This window comes from Pseudomonas sp. AC247 (assembly GCF_979258015.1).
Genome location: NZ_OZ409829.1, coordinates 5273693 through 5293306, shown reverse-complemented (window position 1 = coordinate 5293306; position 19614 = coordinate 5273693). Strand labels below are relative to the sequence as shown.

The window sequence follows — 19614 nt, the reverse complement described above, 5'->3', positions numbered from 1 at the left end:
GGAACAGCCTTAGTGAAAACTCCGTTTTTTGCGCAAAATCGGTTCTTTTCAGTGAGCGCAACGGATGCCACTTCGTTACCAGCCCAAGGAGGGCAGTGTGCTGATTTGTGATTTTAGGGGGTATGAAGTCCCTGAGATGGTCAAGATCAGACCCGTAGTTGTCATACGTAAACACAGGACTAACAGCTTGTTGGTAACCGTCGTGCCACTGAGTACTACGGCGCCCGATATCATGCTTGGTCACCACCTTGAACTCGCAAGTCATCTGCAGGGCGCCAGCCCCACATGCTGGGCAAAGTGCGACATGGTGGCGACAGTTAGCCTTTCTCGGCTTGACCGTATAAAAAGCAAGGATCGAGAAGGACGGCGCGTTTACCTGATTTCACATCTTGCAATAGACGAGTTTTCTGCGGTCAAAGCCGCCGTTAGACTCGCGCTTGGGCTGTAATGGCAGCAGGGGTGGTAGGGCAAGGCCAAACGCCAGCCGTTGTCCGGCAATCCAATTCAGGCAATACTGTGGGGGTTCCCGTAAGGGGCTTGTGAGACTCTGAGGATCCTGGGTAACCAGCCATCGCAGAGCCAGACAGGTAATCGGCCATGACAAGCCAACCTGTTTGTGAAAGGGCGCCCAAAGGCGCCCTTTGTCGTTTCTGGCGGTTACTGAACCTTGGCCAGATCACCCTTCAACGCAACACCGGCCATGATGGCGCCGGCGTGGCATTCGTAGGTCTGCGCGTCCTTGCGCTCGTTGCTCTTGTAGAAGCTGACGATGTTGGTCACGGCATTGGCGCCGGCGCTTTTTGCGGCCTGGTGCAGGCTGATGATGGCCGACTGTGCAACCCATTGGCAGGCTTCTGCGTCGGACTTGTTGAAGGCGTTGGTCTTCTTGTTGGTCACGGCGCCGGGGCTGATGACGCTGACTTTGCCGGCCGGGGTGTTGCCGGCCAGGTAGAACTTGACGCTGCCATCGATTTTTCCGGAACGCGTGGCTTCGGCGACGGCTTTGTCGAACGGCAGGTAAACCGCCGTGTCACGGGCCTGGCTGACGGTCGGCAGGGCGCAGAGCAGCAGGGTGGCGACAGCGAGTTTCTTGAAGTGCATGGAGGTCTCCTTGACCCGGATTAATTCGGTTGCGGCCAGCGGCGGAAAATCAACGAGGTGTTGACGCCACCAAAAGCAAAATTGTTGTTCATCACGTAGTCGTGGTGCATCTGGCGAAATTCGCCGCGCAGGTAATCGAGTTTGCCGCAGTGCGGGTCGACCTCGTCGAGGTTGAACGTGTGCACGTACTGGTCGCTGTTGAGCATTTCGATGCTGAACCACGATTCCAGCGCTCCGCAGGCACCAAGGGTGTGGCCGAGGAAGCTTTTCTGCGAGCTGATCGGCATGCGCTCGCCGAACAGGCTGCTGGTCGCCAGTGTTTCGGCAATGTCGCCCTGTTCTGTAGCGGTGCCGTGACCGTTGACGTAGCCGATCGCGTCCGCCGTCAGCCCGGCGTCTTCCAGCGCCAGCTCCATCGCGCGGCGCATGGTCACTTGCTCCGGGCGGGTGGTGTGCTGGCCGTCGGCGTTGCTGCCGAAACCGACGATCTCGGCGTGGATGTGCGCACCGCGGGCGAGGGCGTGTTCGAGCTCTTCGAGGACCAGCATGCCGCCACCCTCACCGATCACCAGACCATCGCGGCCCTTGTCGTACGGACGCGGGCTGGTCTGCGGCGCATCGTTTTTCAGGCTGGTGGCGTACAGTGCGTCGAAGACCATGGCTTCGGTCGGGCAGAGCTCTTCGGCACCGCCGGCGAGCATCAACGGCAGGCGCCCGAACTTGATCGCCTCGTAGGCATAACCGATGCCCTGGCTGCCGCTGGTGCAGGCGCTGGACGTCGGAATCAGGCGCCCGGTGAGGCCGAAGAAGATGCTGATATTCGCAGCGGTGGTGTGCGGCATCATCCGTACGTACGAGTTGGCGTTAAGCCCCTCGGCCACCGAGTTGAGCAGCATGTTGCCGAAGGCCTTGATCTCGTCGGTGCTGCCGGTGGACGAGCCGCAGGCCACGCCCATGCGCCCGTCCTTGATTGATTCATCGCCGAGCAAACCGGCATCGGCGAGGGCTTTTTCCGCCGCGCCGACCGCCAGCCGTGACACCCGGCCCATGCTGCGCAGTTGTTTGCGCGTCCAGTGCGCCGGCACGACAAAATCATCGATCGGCCCGGCCAGGCGCGTATTGAGTTCGCTGAAGCGATCCCACTCGTCCATCCGGCGAATGCCGCTGCGGTTGGCCGCAAAGTTGCCAGCGATGGTCGGCCAGTCGCTGCCCAGCGAGGTGATGCCGGCCATGCCGGTGACGACGACGCGCTTCATCAGCACAAGCCTCCGTTGACCGCCAGGACCTGGCGGGTGATGTACGAGGCTTCCGCCGACATCAGGAAATTCACCGCACTGGCCACCTCTTCAGGTGTGCCCATGCGTTGCGCGGGGATCATTTTCATCAGTTCTTCCACCGGCACGTTTTCGTCGAGCATTGCGGTGTCGATCAGACCGGGCGCGACGCAGTTAACGGTGATTTTGCGTTTGCCCAGCTCGATCGCCAACGCCTTTGCCGCGCCGATCACGCCGGCCTTCGAGGCGCTGTAGTTGACCTGGCCACGGTTGCCGATCAACCCCGAGACGGAAGTGATGCAGACAATGCGACCGGCGGCGCGACGACGGATCATCGGCATCATCACCGGGTGCAGGACGTTGTAGAAACCGTCGAGGTTGGTGCGCAGCACCACATCCCAATCGTCATCGCTCAGCGCGGGGAATGCGCCGTCGCGGGTCAGCCCGGCGTTCAACACCACGCCGTAATAGGCGCCATGGGTTTCGACGTCGGCTTCCAGAATGCTTTTGCAGGTTGCACGGTCGGCAACGTCGAATTGCAGGATGCGCGCCTGGCGCCCCAGCGCTTGGATTTCAGCCTGCACCGCTTGCGCCTCAGTCACGCCGCTGCGGCAGTGCAGGACAATGTCGTGGCCGGCTTGCGCCAGGCGCAGGGCAATGGCGCGGCCGATGCCACGGCTGGAGCCGGTGACCAGTACGGATTCAGTCATCGTTCGACTCCTTTTTTTGCACAAGATAATCAGCCGCTTCAGGCGGACGGAACACATTCAACCGGGCAGTCGCTGCGATGCCGGGGGCGTTGATATGGCATTCGAAAACGCCCATGCCGTTGTCGTCTTCCAGTGAGCGGATGCCATGAATGGTCAGCTCGCTGCCCACGGGAAATGCGGCGACGTTGCACTCGAACTTGCGTGTGCCGAGCAGGAAACCCAACTCCACCGCATTGCCTTTCTGGCGGGCGTGGCAACCGGCGAAGGCGGCGACGCTTTGCGCCATCAGCTCGACGCCGACCCAGGCCGGCAGGCTGCCGTCGGGCAGGTTGAACAGACCGTCAGGCTTGACGGTGAGCCGGGTGAAAATCTGCTCATCGTCGAAACTGAGGATCGTATCGATCAGGATCATGTCGCCGGCGTGGGGCAGCAGTTCGGCGAGCGGCCAATCAGTCATGGGGCGTCTCCGATAATCAGGCTGACGTTGTTGCCGCCGAAGGCAAACGAGTTGCTCATCAGGTAGCGGGGTGCAATGGACGACAGGCGTTGGCTCGCGGTCACCCATTTCAGCGGTGGCAGAGCGGGGTCTGCCTGGCCGTCCCAGACGTGCGGCGGCAAGGCGTGATCGATGTTGTCGGCGCTCAGGCTCAGCCAGCAGAACGCCGCTTCCAGCGCGCCAGCCGCACCGAGGGTATGGCCGGTCAGCGGTTTGGTCGAGGAACAGGCGACGCCGTCGGGGAACAGCGCGGCCACCGCCAGGCTTTCCATGGCGTCGTTGTGTTGGGTGGCCGTGCCGTGCAGGTTCAGATAGTCGATCTGATCGGCCTGCAGTCGGGCGCGGCCCAGGGCTTTTTGCATCGCTTGCAGGGCGCCGCGACCGCTCGGCTCCGGAGCGGAAATGTGATGCGCATCGGAGCTGGCGCCTGCGCCGAGCAGGGCGATGGCCGGGCCGTCGCCTTGCTGCTTGCTCATCAGAAACAGCACGGCCGCCTCGCCGATGTTGATGCCGTTGCGATTGGCCGAGAACGGATTGCAGCGCTCGTCCGATACCGCCTCCAGCGACGAGAAACCGTTGAGCGTCAGTTTGCACAAGCTGTCGACGCCGCCGCACAGCACCGCGTCGCACAGGCCCAGATCGAGCAGGCGCTGGGCGCTCATCAGTGCGCGAGCGCTGGAGGTGCACGCCGTGGAAATCACGTAGGTCGGCCCGCTCAGTTGCAGCCAGTCGGCGAGGAAGTTGGCCGGGGCGCCGAGTTCCTGTTGTCGATAGTCGTACTCGGCCGGGAATTGCTGTTCGCGAATGAAATGCGCCAGGCCACGGCTGGCTTCGTCGATCCCCGAGGTGCTGGTGCCGAGTACCACGCCGATACGTTCGCGGCCATACATGTGGATCGCCTGGTCGATGTCATCGCGAATCTGCAACGCGGCTTCGAGCAGCAGTTGATTGTTGCGACTGCTTTGCTCTGCGAGTTGCGGGGGAATCGGCGCCAGCTCACCCCGCACCGCCGCCACAGGCAATTCACGCTCCGGCACCCAGCCAGGCTCGCGACGCATGCCCGAGCAGTCGCCGGCAAACAGATGGCGTGCGACTTGCGACTTGTCGCGACCCAGGGCGCAGATCACGCCGAGGGCATTCAGGTAAGCGGTCATGGCGTCGATTCACTCAGCGGAGAAACGCGATAGTGCGGGCCTTGGGGCAGGTTCAATTCGAAGCTCGACGGTTGTGCATAACGCACGTCCCAACGTGCTGGCAGGGAGCGTTGCTGACCCTGTTGCACGGCCGCAGGATAGTTGCGCAACAGCTCGCCCGACGGCGTCAGCGCGAACAGCAGCGCGGCAAACAATTCCCGGGCCTCCGGGTTCGGCGGCAGCAGACCATCGGCCTGCCATTGCCCGTCGATCAGTTGCTGACGCGCCAGGGGAATGCCCAGCGGGTCCATCATCGACCAGCGAATGCCGGGGCCTTCGCGCTGGATCACCAGCAGCCAGTCCTGGCGTTGCCCGGCTTGCTCGCGCTCGATGTGCAGTTGCAGGGGCAGGGGCAATGTAGGGTTGCCTGCTGGCAATGGCGCGTGACTGGCGCAGGCACTCAACAGAAGTATTCCGCCGACCATTACCATCCGCAGCACTGCGCAAACTGTAGGAGTGAGCCTGCTCGCGATAGCGGTCATACATTCAAAAAAAAAGTCAGCTGACCCACCGCTATCGCGAGCAGGCTCACTCCTACAAGGATTTGCGTACATCAGGAAACCTCTGTCAAAGGCTTGCGCGCCACGACGTTGACCAACGTCTCTTCGCGCTGCCCAAACGGCTTCGGCTTGCGCAATCCAAACCGCTCCAGCAAGCCAAAATCCTTCGACCGGCTCCACCACAGATACGGGTACGAGACGTTCTGCTCGGCAAACTCGAAACCCTGCCCGCGAATCATCTCAAGGTACTGCGCGGCACTCTTCTGCACGTGCATCGGATGGCGAAACAACCAGCGAATTACCCAGGTATCAATGTAAGCCTCGGTGGACTCGGCGAACAGCAGATAACCGCCGGGTTTGAGTACGCGATAAAACTCGGCCAGCGCTTGTTCCTGCTCGACCAGATGATGAAAGGTCTGGTGACAGAACAGCAGGTCAACGCTGGCGTCCGCGACATTGAGTGTCGCGCAATCGCTGCCGATCAGTTCGACGTCCAGGCCCTGACGCGCCGCTTCTTCGCCGCTCAGTTCAAGGCTGTGTGGGTCGGCGTCAACGCCGATCAGGCGTTGCGGGGCAAAGGTCTGGCGCAGATGAGCGAACGACTTGCCCTGGCCGCAACCGGCGTCGAGCAGCACCGGATGCTCCGGCAGCGCTTCGCTGAACAGCCCGCGCAAGTCATTGATCGCCACGCGCAAGACATGGTGCTGCCAGGTATGGCTGCGCAGGAACCAGAAGCCGAAACGGGTTTCCTCGACGTAGCTGTCGCTCAAGTAATTCATGTGGCGTCCTTTGCACAGAGTTCGGAAATCATCTTCAAGCGACGGCGCGCTTCGCTGACAAACGGGTTGCGCTCATCCCAGGCGTAACCGGCGAGGATCGAGCAGATCATCCGGCGAATCTCGGCCTGGCTGTCCTCGTAGAAAATCACGTCCTGAAAGGTGCCCGCGTACCAGCCTTCGACGTAGCAGCGGAAGGTGTCGACGCCGCGCTTCAGCGGCTCGGCGAATTCGCCCTGCCAGTCGACCGTTTCGCCTTGCAACTGGCGATGCAGCACCGCCGCCGCCATGCTCGCCGAACGCATGGCGATGGTCACACCGGAGGAGAACACCGGGTCGAGGAATTCCGCGGCGTTGCCCAGCAGTGCGAAACCCGGGCCGTGCAAGGTTTTAACGTTGGCCGCGTAGCCGCCGAGGGTGCGCGCCGGGGTGTCCCACACGGCGTTGTTCAGCACGCCGGCGAGGCTTGGAGTTTCGGCAATGAAGCTGCGCAGGCAGGCGTCGAGGTCGGCATCGCGACCGGCGAAATGCTCGGCGGCAGCGACCACGCCTACCGAGCAGCGACCGTTGCTGAACGGGATCGTCCAGAACCAGATATCGCGATGCTCCGGATGGGTGGTGACGAGGATTTTTTCGCGGTCGAACGCCGGGTGGTCGATGTGATCTTCGACGTGGGTGAACACCGCTTGGCGCACCGGGAAGTTCGACGGTGCTTCCAGATCGAGCAGGCGCGACAGCACGCGACCGTAACCGCTGGCATCCAACACGAAATCCGCTTCAACGCGGTATTCGCTACCGTCTTCGCGGCGCACGTCGAGGTGCGGTTTTGTCCGGTCGAAATCGACGCTGACGATGGCATCGCCATAACGAATCTCGGCGCCTTGCAGGGCGGCTTGATCCGCCAGCAGCTTGTCGAAATCGGCGCGCTGCACCTGGAAAGTACTCGGCTTGCCTTCGCTGAAGGTGTCGCTGAAATCGAACGCACTGTAGCGCTCGCCCCAGGCAAACGCCGCACCGGTCTTGCGCTGGAAACCGGCGGCATTGACGGCCTCGAGCATGCCGGCCTCCTCGACGAAATCCAGGCAATGGCTGAGCAGGCTTTCACCAATGGAAAAGCGCGGAAAGTGCTGGCGTTCAATCACCAGTACATCGTGGCCCTTGCGCTTGAGCAATGCAGCAGCGATAGCGCCGGAGGGGCCTGCGCCGATGATCACGACCTGACGGGATTCCATTTCAACGATTGGCACGCGAGCTCCGGGGCAAATGATGTTCAAGGTTAAGCGGGGCGCGATGCAGGCCGATCACGGCCGGCAACAGCGTTGCGATCAGACCCATCAGCATCAGCGCGAAATACAGCGCCGGGGTGATGAGTTGTTGTTGCAGCAATAAATTCAGAAAGACGATTTCGCTCAGGCCACGGATGTTCAGCAGCACGCTTTCGCGCCAGCGGCTGGCGCCCTCGAACGAGGCGCCGGCCCAACCGAGGCCGAGCCAGTTGCCGAGCAGTTTACTGGCGATCGGCAACAGCAGCAGCGCCGCCCATTGCAGTGCGCCGAGGCTGGCGAGGGCGCTGTGCACATCGATCTGGACGATGCCGAAAGTGAGGATCAGCGGGATCGCGATCCACGTCTGCAAACGGCTCATCCAGCGCGCCGGCAACGGCAGCACCAGCGGCACTTTCAGCGCGGCCATGCACAGCAGATAGCCAACGCCGAAGATCAACGCATTGAGTTTGTAATGCTCGGCCATCACCAGCAGGGCGAAAAAACCGAGGCTGTAGGTCAGCGGCCGGCGCACCCCGACCACACGCAGCAACAGCGGCACGCACGCGAGCCCCAGCGGCAGCAACAGACTACTCAGGTGCAAACTGCCCTGAGCGAGGCCGAACACGGTCCAGCAGGTGAGGTCGATCAGGATCGCTGTCTGCACCAGCCGTCGCGTGGCGGCGGGCGGGTAGTCGATATGGCGCAGATACAGGTACAGCACCGGGATCGCGGTAATCGCGAACACGAGGCCGATCGCCAGCGAGTTCAGCCACGGTTGCGCCGGCAACAGCCAGGCCGCGACGGCGACACCGCAGGCAAACGGCACGGCGAAACTCGGCAGCGCGATTTTCACGCTCTGGCGATCCAGGCGCAGGTCAATCACGTCACTGAGGATATGCCCGAGCAGCACGGCAAAACTCAGGCTGTAGAGGTTTTTCAACCAGTCTGGCGCGATCAGGGCAGCGCCGCTGAGCTGCCAGCCCGGCTCGATCCAGAAATACATCAACAGCGGCAGGCCGAAGCTCGCCAGCAGCAACTGGCTGACAATCGGGATCAGACCGAAGTGGCGACCGACACGGGTGGCCACGGCAAACAACGCCAAGGCCAGTAACCAGAACGCTACGACCATCATGTTGCCGACTCGGTGGCGCTGACGGCGTGTGGCTGGCGTCCGGCCCACGGCGCGAGCATGAAGCTGAAGGCCAGGCCGAGGCTGACCGACAAGCCGAAGTTGCTCACTGCCGGCGTGCTCGAAACCGCCAGCAGACCGAACGACAACCATGTCGTCAGCGCTGCTAGCAAGGTGCCCAACAGGCTGACCGCCGCGCCGCCGACCTGTTCGCGCATGAGGATGGCGTAATCGACGCTGATCGCCGTCACCAGCAGCAGGCCGAACAGGCTGAACAGGGTCAGCGGCTGGCCGAGCCAGCCGAGGCTGGCGAGGCTGCACAGCGCCGCAAGCAGCGGCAGCGCGACGATGCGCAACGCGCCACCGAGGCCGAACGGCAGGATCAACACCAGCACGATCAGCACGCAGGAGGCGAGTTTCAGTTCGGCAGCGCTGATCTGTGTCGCGGCGAAGACTTCATTCAGTTCGCCGAGCCGATCGACCAGCATCACCCCCGGCAAGTCCAGCGCCTGCACCCGCAGCAAGGCCGGGTTGTTCAAGCCTTGCAGGCTGGTCATCGCCGCCACGCCGTCTTCGGTCGCGCCGAGCCAGAGGGTGCGATAAGGCTCGCCGAGCGGCCCGGCCAGTGCGGCGTCGATGTCTTCGGCGGGCACCGTCTGCAACTTTTGCAGCTCGGTTTGCAGCGCCGCGAGCGGCACGCCGAGGTCGAGCAGCGGTTGCCAGTATTGCGGCAGTTTGTTCAGCGCGGCGCGCACTTGCTCCTGTTGGCTCGGCGGGCTGACCAGTTGATCGAGGGCCAGATAACCCTGCAACTTGTCGAGGTTGACCAACTGTTCCAGACGCTCGCTCAGCGCAGCCTGACGCTCCAGCAGTTGTTGCTGGTTGGCCGCGCGCACGAGGAAGAACTGGCTGGTCGGCTGATAGCCGGTAATCCGCGCGATGGTCTGTGCTTCATCGGTCAGGTGCTGCGGTGCACCGACCCATTGGCGGATGTCGTTTTTGCTTTGCAACTGCACCAGACCGCCGGCGCAGAAGGCGATCAACAACGCCAGCAGCACCGGCGTACGCACATGTTCGAGAAGTTTTTCGCGCAGCGTCACCAAGCGTTCGGCCAGGCGCAGCGGCCATTGCGCCGGGCGCAGTTCGAGATTGTTCAGCAGTGCCGGCAGCAGGCACACCGCCGACAGGTAGGCGCCGAGCAGCCCGGCAGCGGAGAACACCGCAATCTGCGTCAGTGCCGGGAACGGCGTCCAGGCCAGCGCCAGGTAGCCGATGGCGCTGGTGATCAGGCTCAGCGTCAGGCCCACCCAGGTCAGGCGCAGCGCCGGCCAGCTGCGCCAGGGTTTCAGGCTCCAGCTCTTCGACAGATAGTGCAGTGGGTAATCCACCGCCACGCCGATCAGGCTTGAGCCGAGTACCAGCGTCATCACATGCATGTGCCCGAACAACGCCACGCAAGCGACTGCGCCGAACAACATGCCGACCAACACCGGCACGAAGGCCAGCAGCACGCGCCAACGGCGGAAGGCGAGCAACAGCAGCAACAGAATGCCGACGGTGGCGCCGCCGCCGACCCAGGTCATCTCGCGAGTCGCTTGTTGCTGACCATTGGCGGCGTACAGCAGGCCACTGGCAGCGAGCAGTTGCACGTCGGCTTTGGCCGCCTGTTCACGGCTGTGCTGGAGCAGAGCCGCCACTTGCAACGGCAGGTTCATGTCGAAGGCATTGCCGGTGGTGCGTGCTCGCAGCAACACCCAGCTCTTGCCATCGGCGTCGGCGATCAACGCGCCGCTGCCGATGTCCAGTTGCACCGCGCCGTGTTTCGGCTGGCTGTTCTGGATACGCCCGGTGAGGCCCAGCCAATCGTCCTGACTCGGCACCAGGCTAAAGCCGTTGAACGGGTCGAACAACGCTTGTACGCGCTGCTGAATAAAGACGTCGGGGTGTTCGACCAGCAATTGCCGATCATCCGCCGAGAGCATCGCCAATCGCCCTTGCAGCAATTGCGTGCGCAGCGCGGGGAGATCCGCTTGCAGGTTCCACTGGACTTTTTCGAACAGGCCGCTGGCTTGCCATTGCTCGCCCAGCGTCTGCGCCATGGCCACTGCTTGCTGGCGATCGGCATGGCCGACCAGCACCAGCATTTCGCGATTGAGCGGCTCCTGCATGCGCTGTTCGGCGCGCAGTTCAAGGGCGTCAGGATTGGTGCCGGGCACCAGCTCCATCAGGTTCGCCGACAGCGGCGCGCCGTCGCGCCACTGCCAACCGGCCAGCGCCACAACTGCCAGCAGCAGGATCAGAAACAGCCAGGGCAGCCTGCGTTCACTCGGCAAAGTCATGTTGCTCCGTGTCGCTCAATGGTTGCCCGGCGGTGCTGTCCTGCATGCGCAGCACGGTGCTGTCGCCCTGGGTTTCCAGCAGTTCGATGGTTTGCACCAGTGCGCCGCCGTCGATGTTGATCTGCTTGAACACTTGCTTGAGCAGCAGCGAGCGCGGGGTCAGCGTGAGTTTCCACTGCTGGGCGTCGCCGCTCAGGGCCAGTTCGAAGTCGCGTTGCAGGCCGCTGCTGTCGCCTTGCAGCACGGCAAGGAACAAGCGGTTCTGCTCAGCCCCGGCGCTCTTGTTCGGCAACATTTGCCAGCCGTTGTCGTCGCGGCGGGCGATGCCGTTGGCGCTGATGCGGTAATCCTGCTGCAGCGGAATTTTCAGCAGCCAGAGCAGGCCGTGATTTTTCGCGAGGACAAAGCTGCCCTTGCTGATCAACGGTTGCGGCAGGGCGCGCAGGTGTTTTTCCTGGATGAACTGGCCGTGGATTACGTCCGGTTTCGCCAGTTGCTCGCTGAGTTGTTGCAGGTCAAAGGCGTTGGCCAGCGCTGACATCGTCAGCAGCGCCAATACGCTCAAACTTTTAACAAAAACATTCATCGCAGCATCCTTTCCACGGCATCGGTGAAAACTTTCGGCGAAGCCAGCTGCATTTCGCGGCTGCTCACGTCGACGGCGACCTGCACAGAGCTGGCACGGGTCAGGCGCTCACCCGTTTGCAGGTCGGTGATCAGGTAATTGATCTTCAGACGGTTTTCCCACTCGACCAGATTGGCGCGCACATTCAGCCGTTGACCGAACACCGCGCCGCGCACATAGCGCAGTTGCAGGTCGATGACCGGCCAGGCGAAACCGGACTCGACCATGTGCGTGTAGTTGTGGCCGATCTTGTCCAGCAGCGCACACCGCGCGACTTCGAGGTATTTGACGTAATGGCCGTGCCAGACCACGTGCATGGTGTCGACGTCAAAAAACGGCACGAGGATTTCGGTGTCGGCGTGCAGTACTCCGGCGCTACGCATGCAGCCTCCAGTGTTGCGCGGCGATGCGTTGCAGGCACAGGCGCAGTTCGCCTTCCAGTGCGCGGTCTTCAATGACCGGCGGGAAGTCTTTTCCGAGTTCTTCGTGCATCGCTGCCAGCGATGGTGGCAGCGGACGGGCGTCTTCAGCCTGCGCACGCAGCCATACGCCTTGATTGGCGGCGAGCAGGGTCGCGGCGGCGACCTGTTCGGTCAGTTCCAGCACGCGGATCGCATCGCGGGCGGCGATGGTGCCCATGCTCACCTTGTCCTGGTTGTGGCACTCGGTGGAGCGCGAGAACACGCTGGCCGGCATGGTGTTTTTCAGCGCTTCGGCGGTCCAGGCGCTGGTGCCGATCTGCACGGCTTTGAAGCCGTGGTTGATCATTGCGCGATCCGCTGGCGCGCCGGACAAGTTGCTCGGCAGACCGTGGTTGTAGCGCTCGTCGACCAGCAAAGCGAGCTGGCGATCCAACAGGTCGGCGACGTTGGCCACGAGGTTTTTCAGGCTGTCCATGGCGAACGCAATGTGCCCGCCGTAGAAGTGTCCGCCGTGCAAAACGCGCTCGGCTTCGGCGTCGATGATCGGGTTATCGTTGGCGCTGTTCAGTTCGATTTCAATGAACGAACGCAGCCAGTTCAGGCTGTCGGCCAACACACCGAGTACGTGCGGAGCGCAGCGCAGCGAGTAGCGATCCTGCAAGCGATGCAGTGGCGCGGTCGGCGCATCGATCGCCAGATCCTTGCGCAGCCACGCGGCAACCTGCATTTGCCCCGGATGCGGTTTGGCGGCGAACAGACGCTCGTCGAAGTGCTCCGGATTGCCTTGCAACGCGACGACATTGAGCGCGGTGATGCGCGTGGCCAGTTGCAGCAGGTAATCGGCGCGGGCGAACGCCAGACAAGCGAGGCCAGTCATCACGGCGGTGCCGTTCATCAGTGCCAGCGCTTCTTTCGGGCGCAGCACCAACGGCGTCCAACCGAGTTCACGATGCACCTCGGCGGCCTGACGGCGTTCGCCACGGAACATCACTTCGCGTTCACCCGAGAGGGTGGCGGCGACGTAAGACAGCGGCGTCAGATCGCCGCTGGCGCCGACCGAACCTTCTTCAGGAATCAGCGGCAGAATGTCGTATTCGAGGAATGCGTGCAGACGCTCGAGCAATTCCACGCGCACCCCGGACACGCCGTGGCACAACGACTGCAAACGCGCCGCCAGCACCGCGCGGGTGGCTTGTGCGTCGAGCAATTTGCCCAGCCCGCAACCGTGGAACGTGTAGAGGTGACGCGGCAACGCTTCGACGTGATGCAGCGGCACCGCGACCACGCAGGAATCGCCGTAACCGGTGGTCACGCCGTAGATCACGCCTTCCTTGTCCAGCAGCGAATCGAGGAACCGCGCGCCTTTGGCGATGCGCTCGCGATAGTCGGCGTCACTCTGCAACTGCACGGGCGCCTGACGGTTGGCCAGGGCCAGCACGTCTTCGATGCGCAATGGGCGTTCGCCGAAGGTTACCGGCTCATGGGTTGGCGTCGTCATCGGTCTTCCAGAAAGGGTAAAAGTTGAACCATTGTTGCGGCGCTTCGAGGCAATAGTGACTCAGGCGCTGCGCATAGCGGGTGGCCCACTGATGAATGACCTGCTCGCGCTCGCTGCGCTTCCACACGATGGTGTCGGCAAAGGGTTCGAGGGTCAGGCGATAGTGGCCGTCCGGCTGTTTCAGGCACATCAACAGATTGACCGGGCATTTCAGCAGACCGGCCAGCAACCACGGACCTTGCGGGAATGGTGCCGGGTGGCCGAGAAAGTCCACGGTGACACTGCGCCCGCCGTGCAGCGGCACGCGATCGCCGGCAATCGCCAGCCATTCGCCGCGCTCCAGCCGTTCGTGCAGTTGCAGCATGATCACCGGGTCGAGCTCACTGACCTGAATCAGGCGCAGGTTGGTCGCTCCGGCTTCGCCGAGCAGGCGGTTGAATTGTTCAGCGTGCTTGGTGTGCACCAGCACATTCATCGTGACCTTTTCGCCGATCTCCGCCAGCGCGCGGCAGACTTCGAGGTTGCCCAGGTGCGCGCCGACCAGCAGTTGCCCGCGACTGCCACGCAATTGATTGCGCAGCAGTGCCGGGTCGACGATTTCGATCTGTTCGATGCGCAGCTTGCCGTTCCACACGTCGAGCTTGTCGAGCATCGAATCGGCGAAGGCCATGAACTGAGCGAACACTCGCCAATGAGTGGGGCGCAAGTCCTCGCGCTGATTCCAGTCGGCCAAGCGCTGCTGGTACTGCCAGGCGCTGCGGCGCGCCGTGCGGCCGAACAGGAAAAAGTACAGAACGATGCCGTACAGCAACGGACTGAGCAGACGGCGGCCGAGGACTTTGGCGGCGAACGCGGTGAATTTCATCAGCAGAAAGCTGCCGCGCTCTTCGCGGTCGGCCCAGTGCTTCTTGTCGGTTTCACCGGTCATGCTCGCCACCGCCGCCAGAGGATCACCGGAAAGCGCAGCAGCATGCCGAAGAACAAGCGCGTGTGCATGCTCGAAATCAGTGCGTTGTCGTGGAACAGCCGGAAGTGCGACACGCCGTCCAGCGGGTAATGCACGCTGGTCTGCAACCAGCGCATCGGCTGATTGCGCCACGCCAGGCGCACGAGAATGTCCGAGTCGAAATCCATGCGCTTGCCGACTTTCGCGGTGTCGATCAGCGCCAGTGTCGGCGCCAACGGGTACACGCGAAAGCCACACATCGAGTCGCGGATCTGCAGCGACAGCGTGTTGATCCACACCATCACGTGGGTCAGATAGCGCGCGTACAAACGGCCTTTCGGCACGCTCTCGTCGAACAACGGATAGCCGCAGATCATCGCGTCGGGGTGAGCTCGGGATTCTTCGACGAAACGGGCGACGTCGTGCAGGTCGTGTTGACCGTCGGCGTCGACCTGCAACGCATGGCTGAACCCCAGCAACGAGGCCTCACGCAGACCGGTCATCACCGCGCCGCCCTTGCCCTGGTTGGCAGCAAGACGCACCAGATGCACATTGTCGCGTTCGGCCAGAGCATCGAGCACGCGGGCACAGGATGGCGTGCTCGCATCGTCGACCAGAATGCACGGCAGACCTTGCGCGAGCAGAGCATCGACCACCGTACCGATCGCGGTTTCGTGGTTATAAACCGGAATCACCGCGCAAGGGTTATGCATAACAGTTCTCCTGTGGAAAACCGCGATCCCTGTAGCAGTGAGCCTGCTCGCGATTGAGTGCGCAGCACTCACCAAGGTCAATCATGCTCTACATCCAAAAGAATCCGCCCGCTGGAGCATGTCGCCGTGTCATTGCGATAAGCGAAATACAACTTGCTGCGCTCCGGATCAAAGCGCAGATGCAGCTGGATTTCATCCCCTGGCCGCACCAGTTGCTGGAATTTCAGCACTTCCATCCCGGCAAACGCGCCACCCAGATTCAGCAATTGCCGCCCAAGATTGAGCGCCCATTCCACCTGCACTACGCCTGGCAGCACCGGGGCCTTGGGGAAGTGGCCGCTAAAGTAGGCCAGATCCGGGGGCACACTCAGTTGCAGGCTCCACTCGCCTTCGCTTTCGATTTGCTCGAGGACTTGCGGCGCTTTCGGGCGCGGGGCCAGCAGCAACGCCTCGACCTCGGCCTGCGGCAGTTTGCCTTGGCTGTTCAGCGGCAATTGCCGCACCAGACGCCAGCGTCGTGGCAGGGCCAGCGCTTCACAGTGTTGGCTCAAATGCTTGCGCAGGCCTTCAGTCAGGCTGCGCCGGCCGTGTTCACGCAAGGCAAACAGGCCTGATTCGGTGAGAACCAGCAGTGCACCCAGCGATGCACGATTTTCCTGCACCACGCCCAGCCGCGCTTCGGCGACCCAGGCGTGGGCGACCAGGGCTTGCTCAAGCATTGGCAGGGAGATGCGTTTTTCTTCCAGTTTGACGATCCGGTCCAGACGTCCGAGCAGCTCGAAACGACCGTCGGCGGCGATGCGCGCGGCATCGGCGGTGTGTTCGATGTGGCCGGCAGGTAGATAAGGCGACGCAATCAGCAGTGCACCGTCGGCGTCTTGACTGAGTTCAACACCGGCGAACGGCTGCCACAGTTGTTCGCCCTGACGCCAGGCGATACCGCCGGTTTCCGAACTGCCGAGAATCTCCGTCGGCCATTGTTGCAAGCGTTGCTGCAGGCTCTGCGCGGCTTCTGCTGGCAGCGCGCCGCCGGAGGAAAACACCCGGCGCACGGGGCTCAGCGCGGGCCAGTCGAGGTTGTCGCCCATGCGCTTGAGCAGCGCCGGGCTGGCGACCCAGGCGAAGGCCGGATGCTCGCGGCTGGCGCGCTGCATGTCTTCGGGGAATGCCAGTTGCTTGCGCACTAACGGCCGTCCGGCGCACAGCGGCCACAACACGCGAAACAGTAGTCCGTAGATGTGCTGGGTGGCGACGCTGCCGATGATGCAGGCTTCACCGAGATCCGCGCCCCAGAGTTGTTCCAGCGCCTCGACCTCATTGGCCAACTGGCGCAGGGTTTTGTCGATGCGCTTGGGCTCACCGCTGGAGCCGGAAGTGCACAGGCTCAACTGACATTGATCGAGATCCAATTGCGCAGCGGGCAATGCTGGCTGCTGGAAGTCGTTCAGTTGTGCGTCTTCGGCTTGATCAGTCAGCCAGAGATCGACTTCACTCGACCAGCGCTGGCGGGTCTGCGGTTGCAAATCAGACGGCAATAACACGCTAACGCCTGCGCGCCACGCGCCCAACAGGGCAATGGCCAGATCAGCGGCGTCTTCCAGGTGTACGGCCAAACGCTTCACGCCCTGCGCTTGCAGGCCGGCGGCAACGCTCAGCGCCTGAGCGTGCAGTTGCGCGTGATCGAGTGCCGGCGCAGCGCAGATCGCCCGCGCCGGCAGGGCCTTGAGCAACAGCTGCTCAAGTTTTATCCAGTTCATGTACGGCCTCTTACCCGTTGTCGTATCAGCCATTCAATGGCAAACATCAGGCCGATCAATCCGTAGGAGATCAGGCCGGTGTACAACATCCACCAATTCAGCGGCGCCCACAGGGTCAGGAGGGCGGCGCACAAACCGTTGCAGAAGAAAAACACGCTCCAGGCCACGGTGACCTTGCGCGTATAGCGAATCGCGATGTCCGGCAGCTCTGGCTCGCGCAGGCGCGCCAGGCGCTCGACCATCGGCGGGCCGTATTTCAGGCTCAGGCTGAACAGCACCAGCATGAAACCGCTGATCAGCACCGGGTACCAGCGCAGCAACAGCGGGCTGTCGAACAGCGCCAGCAACACGCAGAAGACGATCGCCACACAGGCCATCCACAAGCTGCCGGGTTTGCGCTCGCCGGTCAGCGCTCGCGCCAGCCACAGGCCGCCCAGCAGCAAGCCGAACTGCCACGGGGCAAAGTGCTCCATGCCGAAATACACCGCGAAGGGGTAAAGCAGACCGGCCAGCAGCAGGCCGAGGCCGATCAATCGACTCATGCGGCGGGTTGAACCAGACGGTAGACCGCCTCGACCACGTCACCGACGGTGCGCACTGATTTGAATTCTTCGGCGGCGATTTTCTTGCCGGTCTGGCGTTTGATGTGGTCGATCAGATCGACCGCGTCGATGCTGTCGATTTCCAGATCCTGATACAGGTTGGACTCCAGACTCACACGGGCCGGATCCAGTTCGAACAGCTCGACCAGGGCATCGCGCAGGGTGTTGAAAATGTCGTCACGAGTTTGCATGGTCCGGTCTCAAGCTGCCTGTTTGGCCGTGACGAACGCCGCAAGGCTGGCCACGTTGGTGAAATGGTTGCGGGTGTCTTTGGCGTCGGCGTCGATCTTGATGCCGTACTTTTTCTGGATCGCCAGACCCAGTTCCAGCGCGTCGACGGAATCCAGGCCCAGGCCTTCGCCGAACAGCGTCTGGTCGTCGCCGATGTCGTCGGCGCTGATGTCTTCAAGGCCGAGGGCGTCGATGATCAGCAGTTTGATTTCACGGTGTAGTTCGCTCATCTTCGGCGAGCTCCTTGATGAAGTAGGTATGCAAATAGTCATTGAGCTTGCGCGATGCCTGCGGTGCAGGCCCCTGCGCAGCGAAAGTCTGTGGGTCTATATCGGCCCCGACACGAAAACTGAAGTGCACGCGGCGATGAGGGATCCGATACCAGGGTTCGGCTTTGGTCAGGGTGGTCGGGCTGACCTTGATGATCACCGGCGTGAGGATTTTCGCACCGCGCAAGGCAATCGCCGCGGCGCCCCGATGAAAGGCCGGTGCCTGTCCCGGCTGAGTACGCGTGCCCTCGGGAAAAATGATCAGGGTCTGGCCGTTTTGCAGGGACTCGGCGGCAGCGTCGAGCATGTCCATGCTGCCGTCGTTACTGATGTATTCGGTGCTGCGCAGCGGGCCGCGGGTGAAGGGGTTTTCCCACAGGCTTTTCTTCACCACGCAATTGGCCTGGCGCACCAGGCCGATGAGAAACACCACGTCGATCAGCGACGGGTGGTTGGCAATGATCATCTGTCCCGGACGGCCAAGGCGTTCGGCGCCTTGAATGTCGTAAGTCAGCACGCCTGTTCGGGCCATGAACCGGACAAAAAACCAGAACAGCCGACTGACCATCTGCCGCGCGCGCCGGCGGTGAGCCAAGGCATCGCCGGGCAGGCAGCCGAGGATCGGGAACACCACGAGGCGCAGGCACAGCCCGCCGAGCCCGAACAGGGCGAAGCTTGCGGCGGTGGCCAGCAACCGCCAGTAATAGGCGTCGCGGTTTTTCTCGGTCACGGGCTGCGTTGCCAGGTCCATAGACGATTTTTCCAGGCATGTTGGCAAAGGGTTTGCTGGCCGAGCAGGGTTCGCAGCAGATTGAGTGCGTGGGGCCAGTGCGTTTTGGACAGTGCTTCAGTAGTGCTGTTCAGGGTCAGCCGCCAGTCGGTACCGGGGGTGAGCAACAGACCGAGCGCGTAGGGAAACGGCACGTCATCGATCCACTGCGAATAGGCCTCGGGCGGTTGTTCTTCGGTGATCACCAGCAGCACCGCCGGCGCGCCTTCATTGAGCAGCGCCGCCGCTTCGAGCATGCCGTGTTCAAGGCCGTCGCCCGCGGCGGCGAGGGCGGTCATTTCGCTGGTTTCGCCGCGCATGATCGACCACAGGCCAATGATCGCGTTATGCACCGACAGGCTGAACTGAGTTGGAGACAGTGGCTGATGGGTCGCCAGATCGCTGAGGATCTCGTAGGTGCGCGGGGTTTCACCGTGACGGGAGACGAATACCAGCGGCAGGTTGTCCCGTCCGTCGGCGAGCGGCCAGCCCACGCTGAAAGCCATGCGTGCCAGGCGACTGAGACGGCGGCGTTGCATGGCCGGCAAAAACGACACATCGGGCGCGGCATCACTGCGCTGGAGCACCACCGGCTGTCGGCTCCAGGCCTGCCAGGCGTCCACGCTGTCGAGCCCGGGAGCCCACGCGCGCCATTGGGCGATGTTGAAGTTGATCACGGACATTCATCCCGCCCCTGCGGGCATTTGTTGACGCGTTGAGTCGCCGGAGCCGCAGCAGGCTTGACGTGGCGCTGGGCGCCGGGTGGCGCGCATTATCCCGGTGCGGGGAGTGTGTAGCAAATGCTGGTTACATATTGCCCAACGAAATGTACCGATTGGTTCGCGAAAAAACTGTCACTTGGCCATTATCCAGATTATCAGCGGCCTGTCTGTCGGCCATCTCGCGATCAAAGGCAGTTTTTACGCCGTCAGTCTGTGGATATTTGCACCTGACCCTGTAGTCCATGTCCGTGAAGGTAGCGAAGCGAGGTCGCGCGCA

At 62.6% G+C, this 19614-nt stretch carries 22 protein-coding genes; 1 reads left to right on the top strand and 21 read right to left on the bottom strand.

Annotation, left to right across the window (positions count from 1 at the left end):
* The first annotated feature begins 64 nt into the window (after positions 1-64).
* The gene (locus tag ACZZ0B_RS23995) at positions 65-448 is read left to right on the top strand and encodes a type II toxin-antitoxin system PemK/MazF family toxin (RefSeq protein WP_105706014.1); all 384 of its coding nucleotides are present in this window, start codon (positions 65-67) and stop codon (positions 446-448) included.
* A gap of 209 nt (positions 449-657) precedes the next feature.
* Here ACZZ0B_RS23995 and ACZZ0B_RS23990 read toward each other — a convergent pair whose 3' ends face one another.
* From ACZZ0B_RS23990 to ACZZ0B_RS23890, 21 genes are all read right to left on the bottom strand, one after another.
* A complete protein-coding gene (locus tag ACZZ0B_RS23990; RefSeq protein ID WP_008077235.1) occupies positions 658-1101 on the bottom strand; it encodes a hypothetical protein in 444 nt (147 codons plus the stop codon).
* A gap of 20 nt (positions 1102-1121) precedes the next feature.
* A complete protein-coding gene (locus tag ACZZ0B_RS23985) occupies positions 1122-2357 on the bottom strand; it encodes a beta-ketoacyl-ACP synthase (RefSeq protein ID WP_463546393.1) in 1236 nt (411 codons plus the stop codon).
* Positions 2357-3085, bottom strand: coding sequence for a 3-oxoacyl-ACP reductase FabG (gene fabG, locus ACZZ0B_RS23980; RefSeq protein ID WP_008077232.1), 729 nt, complete (start codon positions 3083-3085; stop codon positions 2357-2359). The genes ACZZ0B_RS23985 and fabG overlap by 1 nt, the downstream gene beginning before the upstream one ends.
* A complete protein-coding gene (locus ACZZ0B_RS23975) occupies positions 3078-3542 on the bottom strand; it encodes a hotdog family protein (protein ID WP_158829919.1) in 465 nt (154 codons plus the stop codon). Before ACZZ0B_RS23975 ends, fabG begins: the two co-directional genes overlap by 8 nt.
* Positions 3539-4735 (bottom strand): beta-ketoacyl-[acyl-carrier-protein] synthase family protein, encoded by a 1197-nt coding sequence (locus tag ACZZ0B_RS23970; protein ID WP_463546392.1) that lies wholly within the window; start codon positions 4733-4735, stop codon positions 3539-3541. The genes ACZZ0B_RS23975 and ACZZ0B_RS23970 overlap by 4 nt, the downstream gene beginning before the upstream one ends.
* A complete protein-coding gene (locus ACZZ0B_RS23965) occupies positions 4732-5205 on the bottom strand; it encodes a hypothetical protein (RefSeq protein WP_463546963.1) in 474 nt (157 codons plus the stop codon). Before ACZZ0B_RS23965 ends, ACZZ0B_RS23970 begins: the two co-directional genes overlap by 4 nt.
* A 122-nt stretch (positions 5206-5327) precedes the next feature.
* Complete coding sequence (locus tag ACZZ0B_RS23960; RefSeq protein ID WP_463546391.1) at positions 5328-6053, bottom strand: class I SAM-dependent methyltransferase; 726 nt, start codon at positions 6051-6053, stop codon at positions 5328-5330.
* Complete coding sequence (locus ACZZ0B_RS23955; RefSeq protein WP_463546390.1) at positions 6050-7297, bottom strand: NAD(P)/FAD-dependent oxidoreductase; 1248 nt, start codon at positions 7295-7297, stop codon at positions 6050-6052. The genes ACZZ0B_RS23960 and ACZZ0B_RS23955 overlap by 4 nt, the downstream gene beginning before the upstream one ends.
* Positions 7284-8447 carry a cation:proton antiporter gene (locus tag ACZZ0B_RS23950; protein ID WP_158829929.1) on the bottom strand — a complete coding sequence of 388 codons (1164 nt, stop codon included), beginning with the start codon at positions 8445-8447 and terminating at the stop codon, positions 7284-7286. Before ACZZ0B_RS23950 ends, ACZZ0B_RS23955 begins: the two co-directional genes overlap by 14 nt.
* Positions 8444-10783, bottom strand: a complete 2340-nt coding sequence (locus ACZZ0B_RS23945; protein WP_463546389.1) for an MMPL family transporter — start codon at positions 10781-10783, stop codon at positions 8444-8446. The genes ACZZ0B_RS23950 and ACZZ0B_RS23945 overlap by 4 nt, the downstream gene beginning before the upstream one ends.
* Positions 10767-11369: an outer membrane lipoprotein carrier protein LolA gene (locus ACZZ0B_RS23940; protein ID WP_463546388.1), complete on the bottom strand. Its 603-nt coding sequence runs from the start codon at positions 11367-11369 to the stop codon at positions 10767-10769. The genes ACZZ0B_RS23945 and ACZZ0B_RS23940 overlap by 17 nt, the downstream gene beginning before the upstream one ends.
* Complete coding sequence (locus ACZZ0B_RS23935) at positions 11366-11791, bottom strand: acyl-CoA thioesterase (RefSeq protein ID WP_463546387.1); 426 nt, start codon at positions 11789-11791, stop codon at positions 11366-11368. Before ACZZ0B_RS23935 ends, ACZZ0B_RS23940 begins: the two co-directional genes overlap by 4 nt.
* Positions 11784-13328 carry an HAL/PAL/TAL family ammonia-lyase gene (locus ACZZ0B_RS23930; RefSeq protein ID WP_008077612.1) on the bottom strand — a complete coding sequence of 515 codons (1545 nt, stop codon included), beginning with the start codon at positions 13326-13328 and terminating at the stop codon, positions 11784-11786. The genes ACZZ0B_RS23935 and ACZZ0B_RS23930 overlap by 8 nt, the downstream gene beginning before the upstream one ends.
* Positions 13309-14256, bottom strand: coding sequence for an LpxL/LpxP family acyltransferase (locus ACZZ0B_RS23925; RefSeq protein ID WP_463546386.1), 948 nt, complete (start codon positions 14254-14256; stop codon positions 13309-13311). Before ACZZ0B_RS23925 ends, ACZZ0B_RS23930 begins: the two co-directional genes overlap by 20 nt.
* On the bottom strand, positions 14253-14987 hold the full coding sequence (locus tag ACZZ0B_RS23920; protein ID WP_008077609.1) for a glycosyltransferase family 2 protein: 735 nt from the start codon (positions 14985-14987) through the stop codon (positions 14253-14255). The genes ACZZ0B_RS23925 and ACZZ0B_RS23920 overlap by 4 nt, the downstream gene beginning before the upstream one ends.
* Positions 14988-15064: 77 nt before the next feature.
* A complete protein-coding gene (locus tag ACZZ0B_RS23915) occupies positions 15065-16744 on the bottom strand; it encodes an AMP-binding protein (protein WP_463546385.1) in 1680 nt (559 codons plus the stop codon).
* The gene (locus tag ACZZ0B_RS23910; protein WP_463546384.1) at positions 16741-17286 is read right to left on the bottom strand and encodes a COG4648 family protein; all 546 of its coding nucleotides are present in this window, start codon (positions 17284-17286) and stop codon (positions 16741-16743) included. The genes ACZZ0B_RS23915 and ACZZ0B_RS23910 overlap by 4 nt, the downstream gene beginning before the upstream one ends.
* Positions 17283-17537: an acyl carrier protein gene (locus ACZZ0B_RS23905; RefSeq protein WP_007909503.1), complete on the bottom strand. Its 255-nt coding sequence runs from the start codon at positions 17535-17537 to the stop codon at positions 17283-17285. Before ACZZ0B_RS23905 ends, ACZZ0B_RS23910 begins: the two co-directional genes overlap by 4 nt.
* Positions 17538-17546: 9 nt before the next feature.
* Positions 17547-17807, bottom strand: coding sequence for a phosphopantetheine-binding protein (locus ACZZ0B_RS23900; protein WP_008077600.1), 261 nt, complete (start codon positions 17805-17807; stop codon positions 17547-17549).
* Entirely contained in the window at positions 17788-18597 is an 810-nt protein-coding gene (locus ACZZ0B_RS23895) for a lysophospholipid acyltransferase family protein (protein ID WP_008077599.1), read from the bottom strand. Before ACZZ0B_RS23895 ends, ACZZ0B_RS23900 begins: the two co-directional genes overlap by 20 nt.
* On the bottom strand, positions 18573-19298 hold the full coding sequence (locus tag ACZZ0B_RS23890; protein ID WP_008077597.1) for a beta-ketoacyl synthase chain length factor: 726 nt from the start codon (positions 19296-19298) through the stop codon (positions 18573-18575). The genes ACZZ0B_RS23895 and ACZZ0B_RS23890 overlap by 25 nt, the downstream gene beginning before the upstream one ends.
* Between the last annotated feature and the right edge of the window lie 316 nt (positions 19299-19614).

What these genes read in the sequence shown, in the direction of transcription:
- ACZZ0B_RS23990 (WP_008077235.1), bottom strand. Translation starts at nt 1,101, where the DNA reads ATGCACTTCAAGAAACTCGCTGTCGCCACCCTGCTGCTCTGCGCCCTG.
- ACZZ0B_RS23995 (WP_105706014.1), top strand. Translation starts at nt 65, where the DNA reads ATGCCACTTCGTTACCAGCCCAAGGAGGGCAGTGTGCTGATTTGTGAT.
- ACZZ0B_RS23945 (WP_463546389.1), bottom strand. Translation starts at nt 10,783, where the DNA reads ATGACTTTGCCGAGTGAACGCAGGCTGCCCTGGCTGTTTCTGATCCTG.
- ACZZ0B_RS23925 (WP_463546386.1), bottom strand. Translation starts at nt 14,256, where the DNA reads ATGACCGGTGAAACCGACAAGAAGCACTGGGCCGACCGCGAAGAGCGC.
- ACZZ0B_RS23985 (WP_463546393.1), bottom strand. Translation starts at nt 2,357, where the DNA reads ATGAAGCGCGTCGTCGTCACCGGCATGGCCGGCATCACCTCGCTGGGC.
- ACZZ0B_RS23960 (WP_463546391.1), bottom strand. Translation starts at nt 6,053, where the DNA reads ATGAATTACTTGAGCGACAGCTACGTCGAGGAAACCCGTTTCGGCTTC.
- ACZZ0B_RS23930 (WP_008077612.1), bottom strand. Translation starts at nt 13,328, where the DNA reads ATGACGACGCCAACCCATGAGCCGGTAACCTTCGGCGAACGCCCATTG.
- fabG (WP_008077232.1), bottom strand. Translation starts at nt 3,085, where the DNA reads ATGACTGAATCCGTACTGGTCACCGGCTCCAGCCGTGGCATCGGCCGC.
- ACZZ0B_RS23910 (WP_463546384.1), bottom strand. Translation starts at nt 17,286, where the DNA reads ATGAGTCGATTGATCGGCCTCGGCCTGCTGCTGGCCGGTCTGCTTTAC.
- ACZZ0B_RS23965 (WP_463546963.1), bottom strand. Translation starts at nt 5,205, where the DNA reads ATGGTAATGGTCGGCGGAATACTTCTGTTGAGTGCCTGCGCCAGTCAC.
- ACZZ0B_RS23935 (WP_463546387.1), bottom strand. Translation starts at nt 11,791, where the DNA reads ATGCGTAGCGCCGGAGTACTGCACGCCGACACCGAAATCCTCGTGCCG.
- ACZZ0B_RS23905 (WP_007909503.1), bottom strand. Translation starts at nt 17,537, where the DNA reads ATGCAAACTCGTGACGACATTTTCAACACCCTGCGCGATGCCCTGGTC.
- ACZZ0B_RS23915 (WP_463546385.1), bottom strand. Translation starts at nt 16,744, where the DNA reads ATGAACTGGATAAAACTTGAGCAGCTGTTGCTCAAGGCCCTGCCGGCG.
- ACZZ0B_RS23895 (WP_008077599.1), bottom strand. Translation starts at nt 18,597, where the DNA reads ATGGACCTGGCAACGCAGCCCGTGACCGAGAAAAACCGCGACGCCTAT.
- ACZZ0B_RS23890 (WP_008077597.1), bottom strand. Translation starts at nt 19,298, where the DNA reads ATGTCCGTGATCAACTTCAACATCGCCCAATGGCGCGCGTGGGCTCCC.
- ACZZ0B_RS23920 (WP_008077609.1), bottom strand. Translation starts at nt 14,987, where the DNA reads ATGCATAACCCTTGCGCGGTGATTCCGGTTTATAACCACGAAACCGCG.
- ACZZ0B_RS23940 (WP_463546388.1), bottom strand. Translation starts at nt 11,369, where the DNA reads ATGAATGTTTTTGTTAAAAGTTTGAGCGTATTGGCGCTGCTGACGATG.
- ACZZ0B_RS23975 (WP_158829919.1), bottom strand. Translation starts at nt 3,542, where the DNA reads ATGACTGATTGGCCGCTCGCCGAACTGCTGCCCCACGCCGGCGACATG.
- ACZZ0B_RS23950 (WP_158829929.1), bottom strand. Translation starts at nt 8,447, where the DNA reads ATGATGGTCGTAGCGTTCTGGTTACTGGCCTTGGCGTTGTTTGCCGTG.
- ACZZ0B_RS23900 (WP_008077600.1), bottom strand. Translation starts at nt 17,807, where the DNA reads ATGAGCGAACTACACCGTGAAATCAAACTGCTGATCATCGACGCCCTC.
- ACZZ0B_RS23970 (WP_463546392.1), bottom strand. Translation starts at nt 4,735, where the DNA reads ATGACCGCTTACCTGAATGCCCTCGGCGTGATCTGCGCCCTGGGTCGC.